This window comes from Aquimarina mytili, assembly GCF_016735115.1.
GTDB classification, from domain to species: Bacteria; Bacteroidota; Bacteroidia; order Flavobacteriales; family Flavobacteriaceae; genus Aquimarina; species Aquimarina mytili.
In genome coordinates this window covers 70,774-87,871 of the sequence record NZ_JAERQJ010000006.1, presented here as the reverse complement: position 1 = coordinate 87,871, position 17,098 = coordinate 70,774, and the positions used below count along the sequence as shown (strand labels likewise).

Annotated in this window: 16 protein-coding genes; 11 read left to right on the top strand and 5 right to left on the bottom strand. The window is 33.9% G+C overall.

Translation table 11 applies throughout. The features are described from left to right. Positions 1-213 precede the first annotated feature (213 nt). A complete protein-coding gene (locus tag JJQ60_RS14930; protein ID WP_201921857.1) occupies positions 214-1,035 on the top strand; it encodes a class I SAM-dependent methyltransferase in 822 nt (273 codons plus the stop codon). An 11-nt stretch (positions 1,036-1,046) separates the two neighbouring features. Here the strand turns inward: JJQ60_RS14930 and JJQ60_RS14925 are convergent, their stop codons facing one another. Continuing rightward, positions 1,047-2,645, bottom strand: coding sequence for a SulP family inorganic anion transporter (locus JJQ60_RS14925; RefSeq protein ID WP_201921854.1), 1,599 nt, complete (start codon positions 2,643-2,645; stop codon positions 1,047-1,049). A 150-nt stretch (positions 2,646-2,795) separates the two neighbouring features. Between JJQ60_RS14925 and JJQ60_RS14920 the strand changes: the two genes are divergently transcribed. After that, entirely contained in the window at positions 2,796-4,547 is a 1,752-nt protein-coding gene (locus tag JJQ60_RS14920; RefSeq protein ID WP_201921852.1) for a M14 family metallopeptidase, read from the top strand. A gap of 305 nt (positions 4,548-4,852) precedes the next feature. Here the strand turns inward: JJQ60_RS14920 and JJQ60_RS14915 are convergent, their stop codons facing one another. Then, entirely contained in the window at positions 4,853-5,461 is a 609-nt protein-coding gene (locus tag JJQ60_RS14915; protein ID WP_201921849.1) for an NUDIX hydrolase, read from the bottom strand. Between the two features lie 8 nt (positions 5,462-5,469). Here JJQ60_RS14915 and pyrE point away from each other — a divergent pair, with 8 nt between their 5' ends. Both pyrE and JJQ60_RS14905 read left to right on the top strand, forming a co-directional pair. Continuing rightward, positions 5,470-6,111 (top strand): orotate phosphoribosyltransferase, encoded by a 642-nt coding sequence (gene pyrE / locus JJQ60_RS14910; RefSeq protein ID WP_201921846.1) that lies wholly within the window; start codon positions 5,470-5,472, stop codon positions 6,109-6,111. Between the two features lie 15 nt (positions 6,112-6,126). Continuing rightward, on the top strand, positions 6,127-6,519 hold the full coding sequence (locus tag JJQ60_RS14905; protein ID WP_201921844.1) for an SRPBCC family protein: 393 nt from the start codon (positions 6,127-6,129) through the stop codon (positions 6,517-6,519). On the opposite strand, the gene JJQ60_RS14900 is transcribed toward JJQ60_RS14905, so the two are convergent. Then, entirely contained in the window at positions 6,516-7,247 is a 732-nt protein-coding gene (locus JJQ60_RS14900; RefSeq protein WP_201921842.1) for a biotin--[acetyl-CoA-carboxylase] ligase, read from the bottom strand. The genes JJQ60_RS14905 and JJQ60_RS14900 overlap by 4 nt on opposite strands. A gap of 89 nt (positions 7,248-7,336) precedes the next feature. On the opposite strand from JJQ60_RS14900, the gene rsfS reads away from it, so the two are divergent. From rsfS to JJQ60_RS14870, 6 genes are all read left to right on the top strand, one after another. After that, entirely contained in the window at positions 7,337-7,708 is a 372-nt protein-coding gene (gene rsfS, locus JJQ60_RS14895) for a ribosome silencing factor (RefSeq protein WP_201921839.1), read from the top strand. Positions 7,709-7,721: 13 nt separating this feature from the next. Further along, positions 7,722-9,674: an ATP-dependent zinc metalloprotease FtsH gene (ftsH, locus tag JJQ60_RS14890; protein ID WP_201921825.1), complete on the top strand. Its 1,953-nt coding sequence runs from the start codon at positions 7,722-7,724 to the stop codon at positions 9,672-9,674. Positions 9,675-9,790: 116 nt separating this feature from the next. Beyond that, positions 9,791-10,402 (top strand): LUD domain-containing protein, encoded by a 612-nt coding sequence (locus JJQ60_RS14885; protein WP_201921822.1) that lies wholly within the window; start codon positions 9,791-9,793, stop codon positions 10,400-10,402. A gap of 1 nt (position 10,403) precedes the next feature. Next, positions 10,404-11,207 carry a phosphatidate cytidylyltransferase gene (locus tag JJQ60_RS14880; protein ID WP_201921819.1) on the top strand — a complete coding sequence of 268 codons (804 nt, stop codon included), beginning with the start codon at positions 10,404-10,406 and terminating at the stop codon, positions 11,205-11,207. Continuing rightward, positions 11,197-11,844, top strand: a complete 648-nt coding sequence (locus JJQ60_RS14875; protein ID WP_201921816.1) for a phosphatidylserine decarboxylase family protein — start codon at positions 11,197-11,199, stop codon at positions 11,842-11,844. The genes JJQ60_RS14880 and JJQ60_RS14875 overlap by 11 nt, the downstream gene beginning before the upstream one ends. A 109-nt stretch (positions 11,845-11,953) precedes the next feature. After that, positions 11,954-12,226 carry an acyl-CoA-binding protein gene (locus JJQ60_RS14870; RefSeq protein ID WP_201921814.1) on the top strand — a complete coding sequence of 91 codons (273 nt, stop codon included), beginning with the start codon at positions 11,954-11,956 and terminating at the stop codon, positions 12,224-12,226. A 76-nt stretch (positions 12,227-12,302) separates the two neighbouring features. On the opposite strand, the gene JJQ60_RS14865 is transcribed toward JJQ60_RS14870, so the two are convergent. Next, positions 12,303-14,936, bottom strand: a complete 2,634-nt coding sequence (locus tag JJQ60_RS14865; RefSeq protein WP_201921810.1) for a valine--tRNA ligase — start codon at positions 14,934-14,936, stop codon at positions 12,303-12,305. A gap of 233 nt (positions 14,937-15,169) precedes the next feature. On the opposite strand from JJQ60_RS14865, the gene JJQ60_RS14860 reads away from it, so the two are divergent. After that, positions 15,170-15,562, top strand: coding sequence for a DUF1573 domain-containing protein (locus JJQ60_RS14860; protein ID WP_201921795.1), 393 nt, complete (start codon positions 15,170-15,172; stop codon positions 15,560-15,562). Positions 15,563-15,618: 56 nt separating this feature from the next. On the opposite strand, the gene JJQ60_RS14855 is transcribed toward JJQ60_RS14860, so the two are convergent. After that, on the bottom strand, positions 15,619-16,995 hold the full coding sequence (locus JJQ60_RS14855) for a pepsin/retropepsin-like aspartic protease family protein (RefSeq protein WP_201921793.1): 1,377 nt from the start codon (positions 16,993-16,995) through the stop codon (positions 15,619-15,621). Between the last annotated feature and the right edge of the window lie 103 nt (positions 16,996-17,098).

Sequence of the window (17,098 nt, the reverse complement as noted above, 5' to 3'; positions counted from 1 at the left end):
CAACATCACGTATTTAAAATAAACCCCGAAATTAACATCTGCAGACATCGTATCACTCGATAATTAGAATTCGTAACTTCTAATGTAGAATTCGTAAATAGGAAGATAGAATTCGACAAACTATTGGTTAACCAATACAAAAGTTAAAGTTTTTTTAATCCGTTTATATTATTACTGAGTTTAAAAGTAACTTTATGTGATAAACGATATACTATGCAAATCCACGAAACTGCTTTTGCCGTGTCTACCTACAGATCATACCACGAAGATGTCAGTAAAGACATCTATGCCAAACTATGGAACAACCCGGCCACAGATGCTCTAATCCCTCATATCCTTAAAAGCGTATCTGAACATGAAGCGATTTTACATAGTTTGAGGAATCGTTTTTTTTATGAGAGTATGACTTCTTTTTTTGAAAAAAATAATGGGGGTACATTGGTTAATTTCGGATCTGGTTTTAGCATGTATCAATTCTCATTTAGTAAGAATGTATCTACCGTTGAAATTGATAAAAAAGATATTATAGACTACAAGAAAGAGAAAATAGAAAACTGGACTAGAGAAGGAAAATTACCTAGTCGTGATATTCAATATATAGCAATTGACTTTAATCATAGTTCTGTAGAAAACATTGTAGATTTTCTTCGCCCTATGATCAAAACAGAACCGATATTTATTTTAATTGAAGGTGTTTTCTTCTTTTTAGATCGAAAGACTACAGATAAATTATTTAAAGTATTTTCTGCGTTACAAAAACCAGGTGATCTGGTAGGGTGTGTTACATATTTACCCGAGGTAGAAAACACAGAGGTATATCAACGTTTATTACATTATTTTGATAGTAATAATGACACGAATGATTCTTTCAACCATCAAACCATACCTCATTCTTATTTTCAGAATATAGACCAATATGCTTTATTAGAAAAAACAGATGAATTTGAATTATCGAAAATATATGCACCCAACTGTACAATAAAGGATAAAACTGAGATCCTTAATGAAACTATGTATGTTTTACAAAAAATGTAGCGGTTAAAAATCTATTTCATCGCTTTAGCCATTACATGATATCTTGGATCATCTACATCATGTTCTATTACATTTGCTAATCTTGGCGAAGCTTTAATCATTAATGCCTGGCATTCTTCGCTAAGATGTTTAATTCTTACTTTTTTACCGGCTTCTTCATATTTGCCAACCAGATTAAAGATTGCTTCTAATGCAGAGTGATCGCTAACTCTTGATTCAATAAAATCGATTTCAACATACTCAGGATCATTTGCTACATCAAACTTACTATTGAAGGCTTGTATACTTCCAAAGAAAAGTGGCCCCCATATTTCATACACCTTAGTACCATCTTCTTTTACATGTTTTCTGGCTCTAATTTTCTTAGCATTTTCCCAGGCAAATGCAAGTGCTGACATAATCACACCGGCAATCACAGCAACCGCCAAGTCAAAAAATACGGTCAATAGAGACACCGCTATTAATACTATAGCATCGGTAAGGGGTATTTTATTTAAAATTCTAAAACTAGACCACGCAAAAGTACCAATAACCACCATAAACATTACTCCTACTAGTGCAGCAATAGGAACTTGCTCAATTAACCCCGATGCAAACAAGATGAATAATAATAAGGTTACAGCGGCTACAATACCTGAGAGTCGAGTACGTCCTCCACCTTTGATATTAATTATAGATTGCCCAATCATAGCGCAACCACCCATTCCTCCAAAAAGTCCTGTAATAATATTAGCACCGCCTTGAGCTAAACACTCTCGGTTAGAATTTCCTCGGGTTTCGGTTAACTCGTCAATAAGGTTTAATGTCATAAGGGATTCTATTAATCCTATTGCGGCAAGTATTAAAGCATATGGCCCAATAAACCTGAACGTCTCCCAAGTCATGGGTACTTTATTAAATATATCAAACTGAAACTGTGGCAATCCCCCTTTAAGGCCTTCTCCTCCTCCATCTCTAATAAAACTACCCACAGTAGCTACATCTAATTTTCCTAGAATTACAATGGCAGACACCACAAGAATACCAATTAGCGCCTCAGGTAGTTTTGACGTTGCTTTTAGCTTAGGCAACCCCCACATAATAGCCATCGTTAACAATACCAATCCGAGCATTAACCATAAGTCAGTACCTTGCATCCAGACTTTTTCTCCATTTACAAACTCTTTAAACATTCCTAATTGAGAAAGAAAGATAACTATAGCCAATCCGTTTACAAACCCCATCATAACCGGGTGCGGTATCAAACGAACAAATTTACCGAGTTTAAACACTCCGGCCAACATTTGAATGATTCCCATTAGGATTACCGTTGCAAACAGATAGTATAATCCCAATTGTTCACCTTCAGCTCCCATAGCATTACCTTCGGCAACTAAGCTTACCATCACTACTGCTAATGCCCCTGTAGCTCCTGAGATCATTCCAGGGCGACCTCCAAAAACTGAAGTGATTAATCCAATCATAAAAGCGGCATATAAACCTACCAAAGGATCAACCCCTGCAACAAAGGCAAAGGCAACTGCTTCGGGCACTAAAGCAAGTGCAACCGTTAATCCTGATAAGATATCATTTTTGGCATTTGCCACTCTTTTTCTAACAAACTCTGTCATAGTAATGGTATTTGAGGGTGCAAAAATACGTTTATTTTAGAGTACAACAAGTAAAATTGAAATGTATCTGGTTTCCAATCAAAACTAAAACGTTATAGGCAATTCATAATTTCTAAAACTTAGTATATTTGATTTCCATACTCATCAATCATGCATAGAATCGTATTTATTTTCAGCTTTCTTCTTATTATTTCTTGTACCACCTCAGAAAAGAATATTTCAAAAGACTTTGATTTCACAACTTCTTTTGAAAAAAGCAAGGGTACCGAAACTCCCACATATCCTGAAGTTATCCAATACTACCAAAACCTTGCTAATGCATATTCAGCAATTCATATTCAAGAAGTTGGAATGACCGATAGTGGACATCCATTGCATATCATCACCTTAAATCCTGATTTGGAATTTGATTTTGAAAAGATCCGCCAAAATAAAAGACTATTATTAATCAATAATGGTATTCATCCTGGAGAAAGTGATGGTATTGATGCTACCATGCTATTATATAGAGATATTGTTCAAGGTAAAATTGAAGCTCCAAAAAATACGGTTCTGGTAACTATTCCAATATACAATATTGGCGGATCCCTTAATCGAAATTCGGGTACACGAACCAATCAAAATGGTCCTGTAGCATACGGTTTTAGAGGAAATGCCCGTAATTATGATTTAAATCGAGATTTTATTAAAAATGACACCAAAAATGCCAGGGCTTTTGCCAAGATATTCCATTTGGTTCAACCCGACGTTTTTATCGATAACCATGTCAGTAACGGAGCTGACTATCAATATACATTGACCCATCTTTTTACACAACACAATAAATTAGGTGGTGCGCTGGGTAATTATTTAAATAACGAAATACACCCAAAACTAGAAGCATCTCTTAAAACAAAAAAATGGGACATAACACCCTATGTCAATGTATGGGGAACCACTCCTGACAAAGGATGGACACAGTTTATGGATTCTCCAAGATACTCTACAGGATATACTACATTATGGAACACCTTGGGAATGATGGTTGAAACTCATATGCTAAAACCCTATAAAAAACGTGTTGAAGGCACCTATGAATTAATGAAATCTATGATCGAAATCACCGAGAAAGATGGAAAAAAGATCCGATCTATGAGAGAAAAGACTTTTGCAGAATTACCACAACAAAAAACGTATCCTATAGACTGGAAAATAGATACCTCTACAGTTACCAAGTTTAACTTTAAGGGGTATGAAGGTGAATATATTGACAGCGAAATTACCGGGGCAAAACGCTTAAAATATGATCAGAATAAACCATATACGAAAGAGATTAGTTACCAAAATTATTTTGTACCGTCAACAGAAATTGAAATCCCTGAAGCGTATATCATACCAAAAGGATGGTGGAATGTAATTGAACTTTTAAGATTAAACCAAATAGAGTTCGATACTTTGGAAAGAGATTCAACCTTGACAGTAGAAGTTTATCATATTAATGACTACAAAAGCCGAGAAATACCATATGAAGGGCATTATCTTCATTACAAAACTTCAATAAAGAAAAGCAATTCACAAATTACTTTCAAAAAAGGAGATATCATAATACCAACAGATCAAAAAGGATTTAGGTACTTGATACAAACCTTAGAACCTGAGGCACCAGATTCTTTCTTTAACTGGAATTTCTTTGACCCTATTCTTCAGCAAAAAGAAGGATTTTCACCATATGTTTGGGAAGATAAGGCTGTAGAATTACTGCAGAATAATAACGAATTACGTAGCAGATTTGAAGAAAAGAAAAAAGATACAGCCTTTGCCAACAAATGGTATGTGCAATTAGATTGGATACATAAGCAATCTAATCATTATGAGAAGGCACACATGCGCTATCCAGTGTATCGAGTATTAAAGAAACTATAACCTCTGCTCTTTTTTATGTAACTGAGTAATTATATCTATTTTCCCGGCACCCCCTATTGCTCTCCTGGCTATTGTATATATGCTCCTGCCTACTGTTTTATGTTTCCCACCATCTAATCCATTCTTCCCGGCGATAAAAATTGTTTTCCCAGTCGCCGGGACGAGGTATTATAATGCCGGGAGAGTACACATATCTTCCGGGAAGGATTGCTGACCCGCTGGGATGGGGTATTCATCTGCCGGGAAGGGGTATTGACCCGCCGGGAAGGGATAAAAACTTGCCGGGAAGCCCATTATCCTATATATCACGACAAATAATCGTGTGAAAACAGCTTTTTAATATTCGCGTAAGAGTTGAGAAGTGCTTTTTTAGATTTCTTTTTATTTTTCCAACGTACTTTGGTAATTCCTTCATTTTTTTGTGGAACCAACGTACCATCAAACTCTGTCTTCATTTCAAACCAATAGGTTACCTTAAGTCTAAATTCTCCACCTCTTTTAAAGATATGGAAGGTTTTATATAAAAACTTAGTAATTTCTAATCCTGTTACCCCGGTTTCTTCTTCAACCTCTCTAACGGCAGCAGTTTCTATGTGCTCATTTTTTTCAATTTTTCCTTTAGGAAGATCCCATTTTCCATTACGTTTAATAAAAAGGATATCCATATTTGCATTATATGCTTTACCTCCCCCCGCAACAACTACGGGTAACTTTTTATACAAATGTTCTATAAGTTTGTCTTCTGTTTTATGATACAAGTGATATTTTGCCTCTTGATTAACGGCTTCTTTATTAAGAATATCTCTTATAATCACAGGAAACTCAGCTTCTTTAATAAGAATCGTTTCATACCCTTCGATAGACTTTTTTGTAGATAGAATAATGGGCGTATTATTCACAAAAACTTTATACATTTGCAACTATGATTTTTGATAAAGATACAGCAAAAAAAACTGCTGAACTATTACTGCAAATTAACGCAATAAAATTACAACCACAAGATCCATTTACTTGGGCGTCTGGCTGGAAATCTCCTATTTACTGTGATAACCGTGTTACATTATCGTATCCAGAAATTCGCAATTATCTCAAGAAAAACTTGGCACAGTTTATTACATCAACCTACGGCAAACCAGATGTAATTGCTGGTGTTGCCACCGGAGCTATAGGTATTGGTATGCTGGTTGCTGAAGAATTAGATTTACCATTTATCTATGTGCGCCCAGAGGCGAAAAAACATGGTAGAAAGAATCAAATTGAAGGCATTGTACCCTCTGGTAAAAATGTAGTCGTTGTAGAAGATTTAATAAGTACCGGAAAAAGTAGTCTTAATGCAGTTAAAGCATTAAAAGAAGTTGAATCCAATGTCTTGGGTATGGTTGCTATTTTTAACTATGGTTTTGATATCGCTGTTCAAAATTTTGAAGAAGCGGCATTGTCTTTGCATACCTTAAGTAATTATGATAATCTTCTGGAGCAAGCTCTGGACACAGATTACATCACAAAACAACAACAACAAACCTTGCAAAGCTGGAGAACAAATCCAGCCGAGTGGAATATATAACGATTAAATAGTATTATGAATTTAGAAAGCCCTACCGTAAATGTTGATAAAACTGCCGAAGAAGTATTCGAATTTTTAACCAAAGTTGAAAATTTTGAACAACTTATGCCAGAGAGTAAACAAAAATTTGAAAAAATAAGTGATTCCAGATTTCTTTTCCAACTAAAAGGTATGCCTGAGCTAGTATTGGATCAGAAAGGAAACACCCCTCATAGTCAAGTAGTTTTAGGTGCTGCCAGTGACAAATTACCATTTACACTAAAAGCTGACATCGAAAGTACCGAAGATGGAAAAAGCACTGCAAAACTTACTTTTGATGGTGAGTTTAACGCTATGATGGCGATGATGATTAAAAATCCTATTCAGAATTTCATCAATACATTAAGTGAAAATATTGGGAAACTTTAATAAAGTAATTTAATTTCTTTCAATTCGTAATCAGCAACGACTTCATCTTCTAGCAATACTTGAAGTTTACCCTGATTGGTAATAGATTGAATGATTCCCACAAAAGAATTACCTTCTACATCAATAAATGTAGAAGGTTTATTTTTTCTAAAAAGACAGCGTTCATACTCCTCTTTAAGTCTATTAAAATCAGTACCATGTAATTCTGAAAATCGTTTCTCTATATTATTTAATAATACATACAATACCTCTTCTATATTAAAACTTTTACCCAAAATTTGTTTTAAAGATCCCGCTTGAGGAAGATTCTCAAATGACATTTGATTTATATTAATACCAATACCGATAATCACTCCGGTCAACCTGCCATTCTTAACAATGTTTTCTATTAAAACACCACAAATCTTAAATCGATCTGACAGAATGTCGTTCGGCCATTTTATAGATAATTTTGGCACCATTAAATGGTTTAGCATATCAAAAATTGCCAATGATGTACTTATAGAAATATAGAACTGATCAATTAAATTTAATCCCGTGATAGGCATAAACACACTACACGTAAGATTTTCTCCTGGATTACTTTGCCATACCGTTCCCATTTGCCCCTTGCCCGCAAGTTGTTCTGCTGCCAATACACAAACTGGATCAATAAGGTGTTTTTCACGATTCAGATCTCTTAGAAAGGTATTTGTAGACGCAATGGCATCAACTTTGATTATATCCATGTAAAAGGTGTAAAAGTTTCATAAATGTCAGAATAATAACGACATTAAAATGATAAAAAGTAATAACTTTACACAAATTAAAAAAATGCATGACTAAAAAAGAAATCGGTACTGATCAATTAATCACCCAAATATTAAAAGGTATTGAAGAAGTAAAAGGTAATGATATCAATATTTTAGATCTTAGAGAGATCGAGAATACAGTATGTAGTTACTTTGTTATCTGCAATGGTACTTCTAATACTCAAGTAAATGCAATTGTTAATTCTATTCAAAAAACAGTGAGCAAAGAGCTTAAAGATAAGCCTTGGCATGTAGAAGGTAGTGAAAATGCAGAATGGGTATTAATCGATTATGTAAATGTGGTAGTGCACGTTTTCCAAAAACATATCAGAGAATTTTATGATATAGAAGGACTTTGGGGAGACGCAAAAACCACAGTTATCGAAACAAATTATTAAAAGAACACCGTAAATGGCGAAAGAAAATAAAAAAACAGAACCTAATAAAAAACCAAAATTTAGCGCATATTGGATTTATGCCATTATAATTATTGGCTTTTTAGTACTCAATTTTATGGGTGGAGGTAGTATAGGATCAGCTCCAACTACATCACCTTCAGAATTTCAAGATTTTTTAAGTAAAGGAGAAGTGGAAAAAGTGGTGATTATTAATCGCCGCAAAGCAAAGGTTTTTCTTACTGGCGAAGCTAAATCTTTAGAAAAACATCAAAAAAACAAGAGTAAATCCCTGTTGCCCGCTAGTCCAAGTGATCCGGACTATCAGTTCGAATTTGGTGATCTGCAAAATTTTGAAAATGAAATTGCAGAAGCAAAAAGTAAAAATGGGTTAACTACACAGGTAACTTATGACACCGAAAGTAATGTATGGGGAGAAATCTTTATCACATTGTTGCCTTTTGCTCTTATTATTGGAGTATGGATATTTATTATGCGTAGAATGAGCGGTGGCGCCGGTGGCGGTGGTGGTGGACAAATCTTTAATATCGGAAAATCAAAAGCTAAACTTTTTGATCAAAATACTGAGGTTAAAGTTTCTTTTGAAAATGTAGCTGGTCTTGAAGGAGCAAAAGAAGAAATACAAGAAATTGTCGATTTCTTAAAAAACCCAGAAAAATATACCTCTCTAGGAGGAAAAATCCCAAAAGGAGCCTTATTAGTTGGCCCTCCAGGAACCGGTAAAACGTTGTTAGCAAAAGCTGTTGCCGGAGAAGCCAAAGTACCCTTCTTTTCATTATCAGGATCGGATTTTGTTGAAATGTTTGTAGGTGTTGGAGCCTCAAGAGTAAGAGACTTATTTAAGCAGGCTAAAGAAAAGTCTCCGGCGATCATATTTATCGATGAAATTGATGCTATAGGTAGAGCGAGAGGTAAGAGTAATTTTTCTGGATCTAATGATGAAAGAGAAAATACACTAAACCAATTACTAACAGAAATGGATGGTTTTGGCACTAATACTAATGTTATCGTTATTGCTGCTACGAACAGGGCTGATGTATTAGATAAAGCATTAATGCGTGCTGGTCGATTTGACAGACAAATTTATGTTGACCTTCCAGATGTACGTGAGCGTAAAGAAATTTTTGAAGTTCATCTAAAACCACTTAAAAAAGTAGAAAACGAGCTAGATACAGAGTTCTTGGCTAAACAAACTCCTGGTTTTTCTGGTGCTGATATTGCCAATGTATGTAACGAAGCAGCATTGATAGCGGCAAGAAAAGGAAATAAAGCAGTAGGTAAACAGGATTTTCTTGATGCTGTGGATAGAATTGTTGGTGGACTAGAGAAAAAGAATAAAATAATCACTCCAGCAGAAAAACGTGCGATTGCCTTCCATGAAGCGGGGCATGCAACTGTAAGCTGGATGCTAGAACATGCTGCACCATTGGTAAAAGTAACTATTGTACCCAGAGGGCAATCTTTAGGAGCTGCATGGTATCTGCCCGAAGAAAGACTCATAGTTAGACCAAATCAAATGTTAGATGAAATGTGTGCTGCTCTTGGTGGCCGTGCTGCAGAGCAAGTTATATTTAATGAAATTTCTACAGGCGCATTAAGTGATCTTGAAAAAGTTACAAAACAAGCAAGAGCGATGGTAACTATTTATGGGCTAAATGATAAAGTTGGAAACCTGACATACTATGACTCTTCAGGACAAAGCGAGTATAGTTTTGCAAAGCCATACAGCGAACAAACAAGCGAATTAATCGACAAAGAAATTTCAAATATTATCGAGACTCAATATCAAAGAGCTGTAGAATTATTAGAAAAACATAAAGATAAACTAACTGAACTGGCAGAAGTTTTGCTTGAGAAAGAAGTTATCTTTAAAGACAATTTAGAAAAAATCTTTGGTGAACGACCTTTCGGAAAAAAAGAGGAAGAAATCGTAAAAGAACCCTCTTAAACGAGTAATTTTTACTTGTAAAATGAAAAATCTTAACCTAACGGAAAATTAGGTTAAGATTTTTTTTATCTTTGAAGGTATCGTAAAATTGTAATACCCCAATCATAATTCAAAAAATGAGTCTATTTAGAAGAATATTTTCCTCAAAATCTAAATCAGACCAAAAGAGTAAGGAACGCCATTTAGAAGATCGCAGTAAGTATATGCCAGAAATCGATCTACCGATTGATGAAAGCTTTATGATGAATTTCAAAAGAAATGGAGGCAAATTTCTATATTGTGACAATGACAATGAAGTTCTAGATTCTTTTGACAAGATCCTATTGGAAAATGATTGGTATGAAAAAGATGTATGTTCCTTTGACATAGCCTTAGAACATAAATTCTCAGGGTTTAACCTCAATTATGTCAAAGCTTCGTCTGCATCTTTCTTTTTTGCCACATGCGAATATTTAATTGCCGATAGTGGGGCAATATTAGTTTCTTCAAACCAGCTTAGAGAAAAAAAATTAACCGAATTACCTGATAATTTTGTGATTTTAGCAGCTACAAGTCAATTAGTTAAAAGTATTGGAGAAGGCTTAAAAGGTATTAAAGAAAAAAACAAAAATGCGATTCCTTCAAATATCACTACCATAAAAGATTTTGAACCACAAAAAGAAAAGGATTTCTTAAGCTATGGAAGTAGTTCAAAAAATCTATATTTGCTGCTCTTGGAAGATTTATAATATGAAGGAACTGCTTACAAGGTCTTTATCGGGATTTTTATATGTCGTTATACTATTGGTATCAATATTTATTTCAAAATATACATTTATTGGAGTATTTTTGATCTTCGGTATGATTTCAATTTTTGAGTTTCAGAAATTAGTCCACCTCAATAATAAAAGGCTATATGTAATCTTTATTATTTTATTGGCCGTATTAAATTTATTTCAGGACCAACTTTACCTTGTAATACCAGTTTTAGCTCTTACCATTATTACCGAATTATTTTTGGTGAAAGACTTGGTAACGATTCGCATTATTCCAATGTTCGAAAAAAGAAAGTATCGCACCAGCATATTTTATCTAATTACCTGTATTATTTTTATAACGCTAGTTCCTAATTACACGGGAGAATATCAGCCATTAATTATCGCCGGAGCCTTTTTAATAACATGGACCAATGACTCCTTTGCGTATTTGGTAGGAAAAAACTTTGGAAAGCATAAGTTACTTGAACGTATTTCTCCTAAAAAAACTATCGAAGGTTTTGTCGGTGGTTTTATCTTCTCTATACTAGCTGGTTACTTGATTGCTATTTTTTCTCATACATTATCTATCACCATCTGGTTGATTATAAGCATAATTATGAGTATTTTTGGAACATTAGGCGATTTAATACAATCTAAGTTTAAAAGACAAGCTGGAGTTAAAGACAGTGGTACTATTATGCCTGGACATGGTGGTATATATGATCGTTTAGATAGTGTGTTATTTGCCAGCCCATTTTTATACGTATTTTTACAAATTCTGAAACATGTTTCATAAAGAAGGATATAAAATAATTTCTGTTGCAATTGTACTATTCTTAGGTATTAATGTTGCTTCGTATGTTGCAATTCAAATCAAAGAATGGCAAATTGCCATATTTACAGTTTCTGTTGCTTTTTTGATTTTGATCTTACAATTTTTTAGAAATCCGAAAAGAAAAACGAACGTTAATGACAAGACCGTAGTTGCTCCCGTTGATGGAAAAGTTGTTGTTATTGAAGAAGTTCTTGAAAAAGAACATTTCAAAGACAAAAGGCTACAAGTGTCAATTTTTATGTCTCCAATAAATGTTCATGTAACGAGACATCCTATAAATGGAGAAGTCATTTTTAGCAAATATCATCCAGGGAAATATTTAGTAGCATGGCACCCGAAAGCATCAGAGGAAAATGAAAGAACTACCGTTGTAGTAAAAAACAACATTATAGAAGTACTTTATCGACAAATTGCTGGAGCCCTAGCTAAACGAATTGTCAATTATGCTACAGAGGGCGAAAAAGTAACTCAAGGAGCTGACAGCGGATTTATAAAGTTTGGCTCAAGAGTAGATGTATACTTACCTATTGGAACCAAAGTGAATGTCGCTTTAAACCAAAAGGTAAAAGGAGGGGAAAGCGTTATTGCAACATTATAAATAAAAAAGTATAAAAATTGTTCCTGTCTTATTCAAAACAGGGAATTAGTTCAACCCATCTTTTAAATATCCTCTTTTTTATTGAATATTTAGAAGTAGTTTCACTAAGATGACAGAAGAAGAATTAAATATTGCTTTTCAAAAAGCCTATGAGCGTGCCTGCAATACAACTATTCAATTGCCGCCGGATATTATGCTTCATTTCTACGCGTATTACAAACAAGCTATACATACTGAAGATGCAGGATTTTATAGTCCATCGGGTGATAGCGAATTAAGAAATGCATTTAAGCTCAATGCTCTTTTTCAGGTCAAAAGTCTTACTCCGGAAGAAGCAAAATTAAAATATATTGAATTGGTAAATAAATACATTATTGATTAACAAAAAAGGTGTTGATTATTAAATAATCAACGCCTTTTTCTATAGTACAATTAAGTTTTATACTGTAAAAACTATATTAATTCTGCAAACTAGCTAAACTAGATTTTAATGTCGCTATCTTGGCTTCAGCATCAGCTTCTTTTTTTCTTTCATTAGCAATCACCTGTTCTGGAGCATTATTAACAAAACGTTCATTCTGCAATTTCTTCTGTACAGATTTCAAAAAGCCTTCTGTATATGTTAATTCCTCAGTAAGCTTTTTAATTTCATCCTCTACATTTATCGCTCCTGAGATAGGAATGAAATACTCATTAGATTTTACCCTAAATGACAGTGCTCCTTCTACCTTGGCATCAACATAATCCAAGGTGCTCAGGTTTCCTAATTTACTGATTACGGAATCAAAAGTAGTACTTGTCTTTTCACTGTTTAGTACCGACACCTCTATAGTTTCTTTAAAAGAAATATTTTTCTCTTTTCTAATGGTTCTAATCCCCGAAACTACGCCTGAAGCTGTTTCGAATTCTTTTATTAAATTCTTATCAACAGATTCAGACTTAGGCCAACTAGCTATAATAAGTGCTTCATCTACAGATCTATCAGAGATTTGTTGCCATATTTCTTCAGAAATAAACGGAACAAAAGGGTGTAAAATTTTAAGATTATCTTCTAAGATAGCTATTACTTCTTGATATGTTTTAGCATCAATTGGACTCCCATAAGACGGTTTAATCATTTCTAACAACCAACTACAGAAATCATCCCATATCAATTTATACGTTGTCATTAAAGCATCACTAATACGGTATTTCGAATAGTTATTCTCTAACTCTAACAACGCTTGCTGAAATCTAGATTTATACCATTGTATGGATATTGCCGAAGCTTCAGGTTGTTCTATAGTTGCATCTACTTGCCATCCTAAAATTAATCTAGAAGCATTAAAAATTTTATTTACAAACGCACTACCCTGTTTACATAAGTCTTCATCAAACATCAGATCATTTCCTGCTGGCGAGCTTAATAACATTCCCACTCGAATACCATCTGCTCCATACTGCGCAATCAAATCTAAAGGATCAGGAGAATTACCAAGAGATTTAGACATTTTACGTCGTTGTTTATCTCTTACAATACCAGTAAGATATACATTTGTAAATGGCTTTTCCTTTCTATACTCATATCCAGCAATGATCATACGAGCCACCCAGAAAAATAGAATCTCTGGCGCCGTTACGAGATCATTTGTTGGATAATAATAGTTAATTTCTTTATTATCAGGCTCTAAAATCCCATTAAAAACACTCATTGGCCATAACCAAGACGAAAACCAAGTATCCAAAGCATCGGGATCTTGTGTTAAATCAGCATCTTTTAAAGAAGTATTTCCTGTTTTCTCTTTAGCAAGAATTAGTGCCTCTTCTCTACTTTCAGCAACAACAAAATCTTCTTTTCCATCACCATAAAAATATGCAGGAATCTGATGCCCCCACCATAATTGACGAGAAATATTCCAATCTCTCACATTTTCCATCCAATGACGGTATGTATTGATAAATTTCTCTGGCACCAGGTTAACATCTTTGCCTATAACCGCGTCTAATGCTGGTTGCGCAAGATCTTTCATCTTTAAAAACCATTGATCACTCAATTTAGGTTCGATAATAGCTTTTGTACGCTCACTAGTACCGACTTTATTAAGATGGGTTTCAGTCTTTTCTAAAACCCCCATACTTTCTAATTCTTTTACAATCTCTTTACGAACTACAAAACGATCTTTTCCTTCATAATGCAACCCAAAAGAATTGAAGGTCGCATCATCATTAAAAATATCCACAACTTCTAAGTTGTGTCTATCTCCAAGTACTTTATCATTAGGATCATGAGCAGGAGTTACCTTAAGACATCCTGTACCAAACTCTACATCTACATAGTCATCTTCAATTATAGGAATAACTCTATTAGCTATAGGCACTATTGCTTTTTTACCTCTAAGATGCTTAAACCTTTCATCATTAGGATTAATACAAATAGCAGTATCCCCCATGATCGTTTCTGGTCTTGTAGTAGCAATGGTTAGGGTATCATTACTTCCTTCTATCTTATATTTTAAATAGTATAAGTTTCCTTGTTTCTCTTCATAAATCACTTCTTCATCAGACAATGTGGTTTTGGCTTGTGGATCCCAATTCACCATTCTATATCCTCTATATATAAGGCCTTTATTATACAAATCAACAAAAACCTTAATAACAGAAGCCGACAAATTGTCATCCATTGTAAACGCAGTACGCTCCCAATCGCAGGATGCACCTAATTTCTTAAGTTGTTCTAGAATAATCCCCCCATGCTTATGTGTCCATTCCCAGGCATGCTCAAGAAATTCTTCTCGTGTAAGGTCATTTTTATCAATTCCTTCTTTTTTTAGCTTAGCAACAACTTTAGCTTCGGTAGCTATAGAAGCATGATCTGTACCTGGCACCCAACAAGCATTATACCCCTTAAGACGTGCTCTACGAATCAACACATCTTGTATTGTATTATTTAGCATGTGCCCCATATGCAATACTCCTGTTACGTTAGGTGGTGGAATGACAATAGTATAAGATTCACGCTCATCTACTTCTGAATGAAAATAATTATTCTGCATCCAGTAATTATACCACTTCTCTTCTATCGATTTTGCATCATATTTTGCCGCTAAAGCCATACTTTGGTCCGATTTTTGGATTTTAGAGTGCAAAAGTAATTATTAATGTATGAAGTACGAAGCGTGATGTTAGAAATTATGACAATAAACATAAAAATTCGAACATAAATAGGAATGACCATAGAACAATTTTCTAACATAAATGTGACAACTTCAAAAACTTATGCTTTTTATAGCAATTTTGAAGTTGGATAAAAAGTAAGTACTTTTACACCCAACAAAAAACCTACACTATGAAAAATGTGATGTTAATTTTATTTATTGGTTTCTTGGGAGTAACCATAAATGCCCAGGATAAACCACAAATAAAGTTTGAAAGCGAAGTTATTGATTACGGTGAAATCGCTAAAGGAAGTGATGGCGTTCGCCAATTTAAATTTACGAATACAGGAAATGCGCCTTTAGTAATTTCCAGAGTGTATTCAAGCTGCGGATGTACGATCCCAAAAAAACCAGAAAAACCAATAGCTCCTGGCGATGCAGGTGTAATAGAAGTAAAATATGACACCAAAAGAGTTGGACCTATTCGTAAAACAATAACCGTATACTCTAATGCTGTAGAAGCTACTAAAGCTATTAAAATTAAAGGGACTGTATTAGACAAGAGTGTTCTAGAAAAGAATTAATCTTATTTATAATATTGTTAGAGGGGTTTTATTTTTTTAATAAAACCCCTCTTTTTTTATATTACTTTTTTTAAATAAAATTCGTATTTGATTTCTACTCCCAATCGATTGACTTTTATTCTGATTTTTTTTCCTTCTTCAGAATAAAACAAATCATTAAGTTCTGATAACTTATAGTTGTACGCCTTTTTACCGTTGACTTCTATGATCACATCTCCTGGTCTTAATCCTGAAATATCAGCAGGAGAATCCGGGCGTATGTCTGAAATCTCATATTTAGGCCTTAGAATAAAACCATTAGACAATGTAACCGTCTTTTCGTTTACGATTTTGTTTAACCCTAAATATTGTCTGCTTTTTTCATTATATCTTTTTGAACCACCGAATGCGGTAGTATCTACAGCTATATCAAACCCTGTGTGTTGTACCGTAATACCACTCATATTATAATGGAATGGTTTACTGAAAAAACTATTTTTCTTAAATGAAATCTTTCGATTCGGGTAATCTACAATTAAATTAAACCTTTTTAAGACATTACCGCCTAGCGATCCTTGGCGTTTATGAATGGGAATTCCTCGTATATATACAGAATCAGGAAAAGAAGTAGTCACATCCCTTAACACAAAATCTCCAACATGAAGCTCTTCTATTTTAGTTCTTTGACCATATATATCTCCGTTAAAACCTTTTCCTAAGAAGTCTCTAAACGAATTTTTTGGAATATTAATCCCTTTCTCTGCATTCTCAAACAACCATAATGACGAACCAGATCCCGAATCTAAAAGTAAATTTATATCAATCAATCCTTTTAGTGATTTATACTTAGCAGTAACATACGGTCTTTTATTTTGATCTCTAAAAGCTATCTCAGTTTGATAGCATTTTTTACATTTTTTATACACATAAGATCTTGGTTTATTAATTTTAATAACCCCTTTTGTATAATTAATATCTAAAACAAAGTTTTTGAAAAAGTCATACCCAATAATCCCATGTATTGGAAACCCCATTCTTGGAGAAAAATTAATCGACTCATCAAAAACCAGATATACGGTATGATTACTACTTACAGCATTTCCAATTTTAACTTCGTTACTTAACGATTTAATAGCCTCTACAGGTTCTCCATCACCTAACCCCCTCAGATAGATTTTAGAAGCATTTTTAAGCTCTAATGAACTTCTATTATCTACACTAAAGATAATAGTAGATCCAACTCCGGTATCAAGAATAAATGATAATTCAACTCCATTAAGAACTACCGGTATAACGATAAGATTATTTGCTAATTCGAACTTTATTTTATCAGTATTGGCACCATTAGACAACTTAAAATTATTTTGCCCCACAAGCGTGAAGTTGATAAAAAGAGCAAGTACTAGGGTTGTACTTTTAAGAAAATGATAAAAATCCAATAATAAAACCTTCATTCTGCTAAATATAGAAAAATAGTTGAAAAATCATCTCAATAATACATCTATTTCTTAAATATTTTAAGAAATTTACTGCTATTTTATTTTTTAAATCAGATCA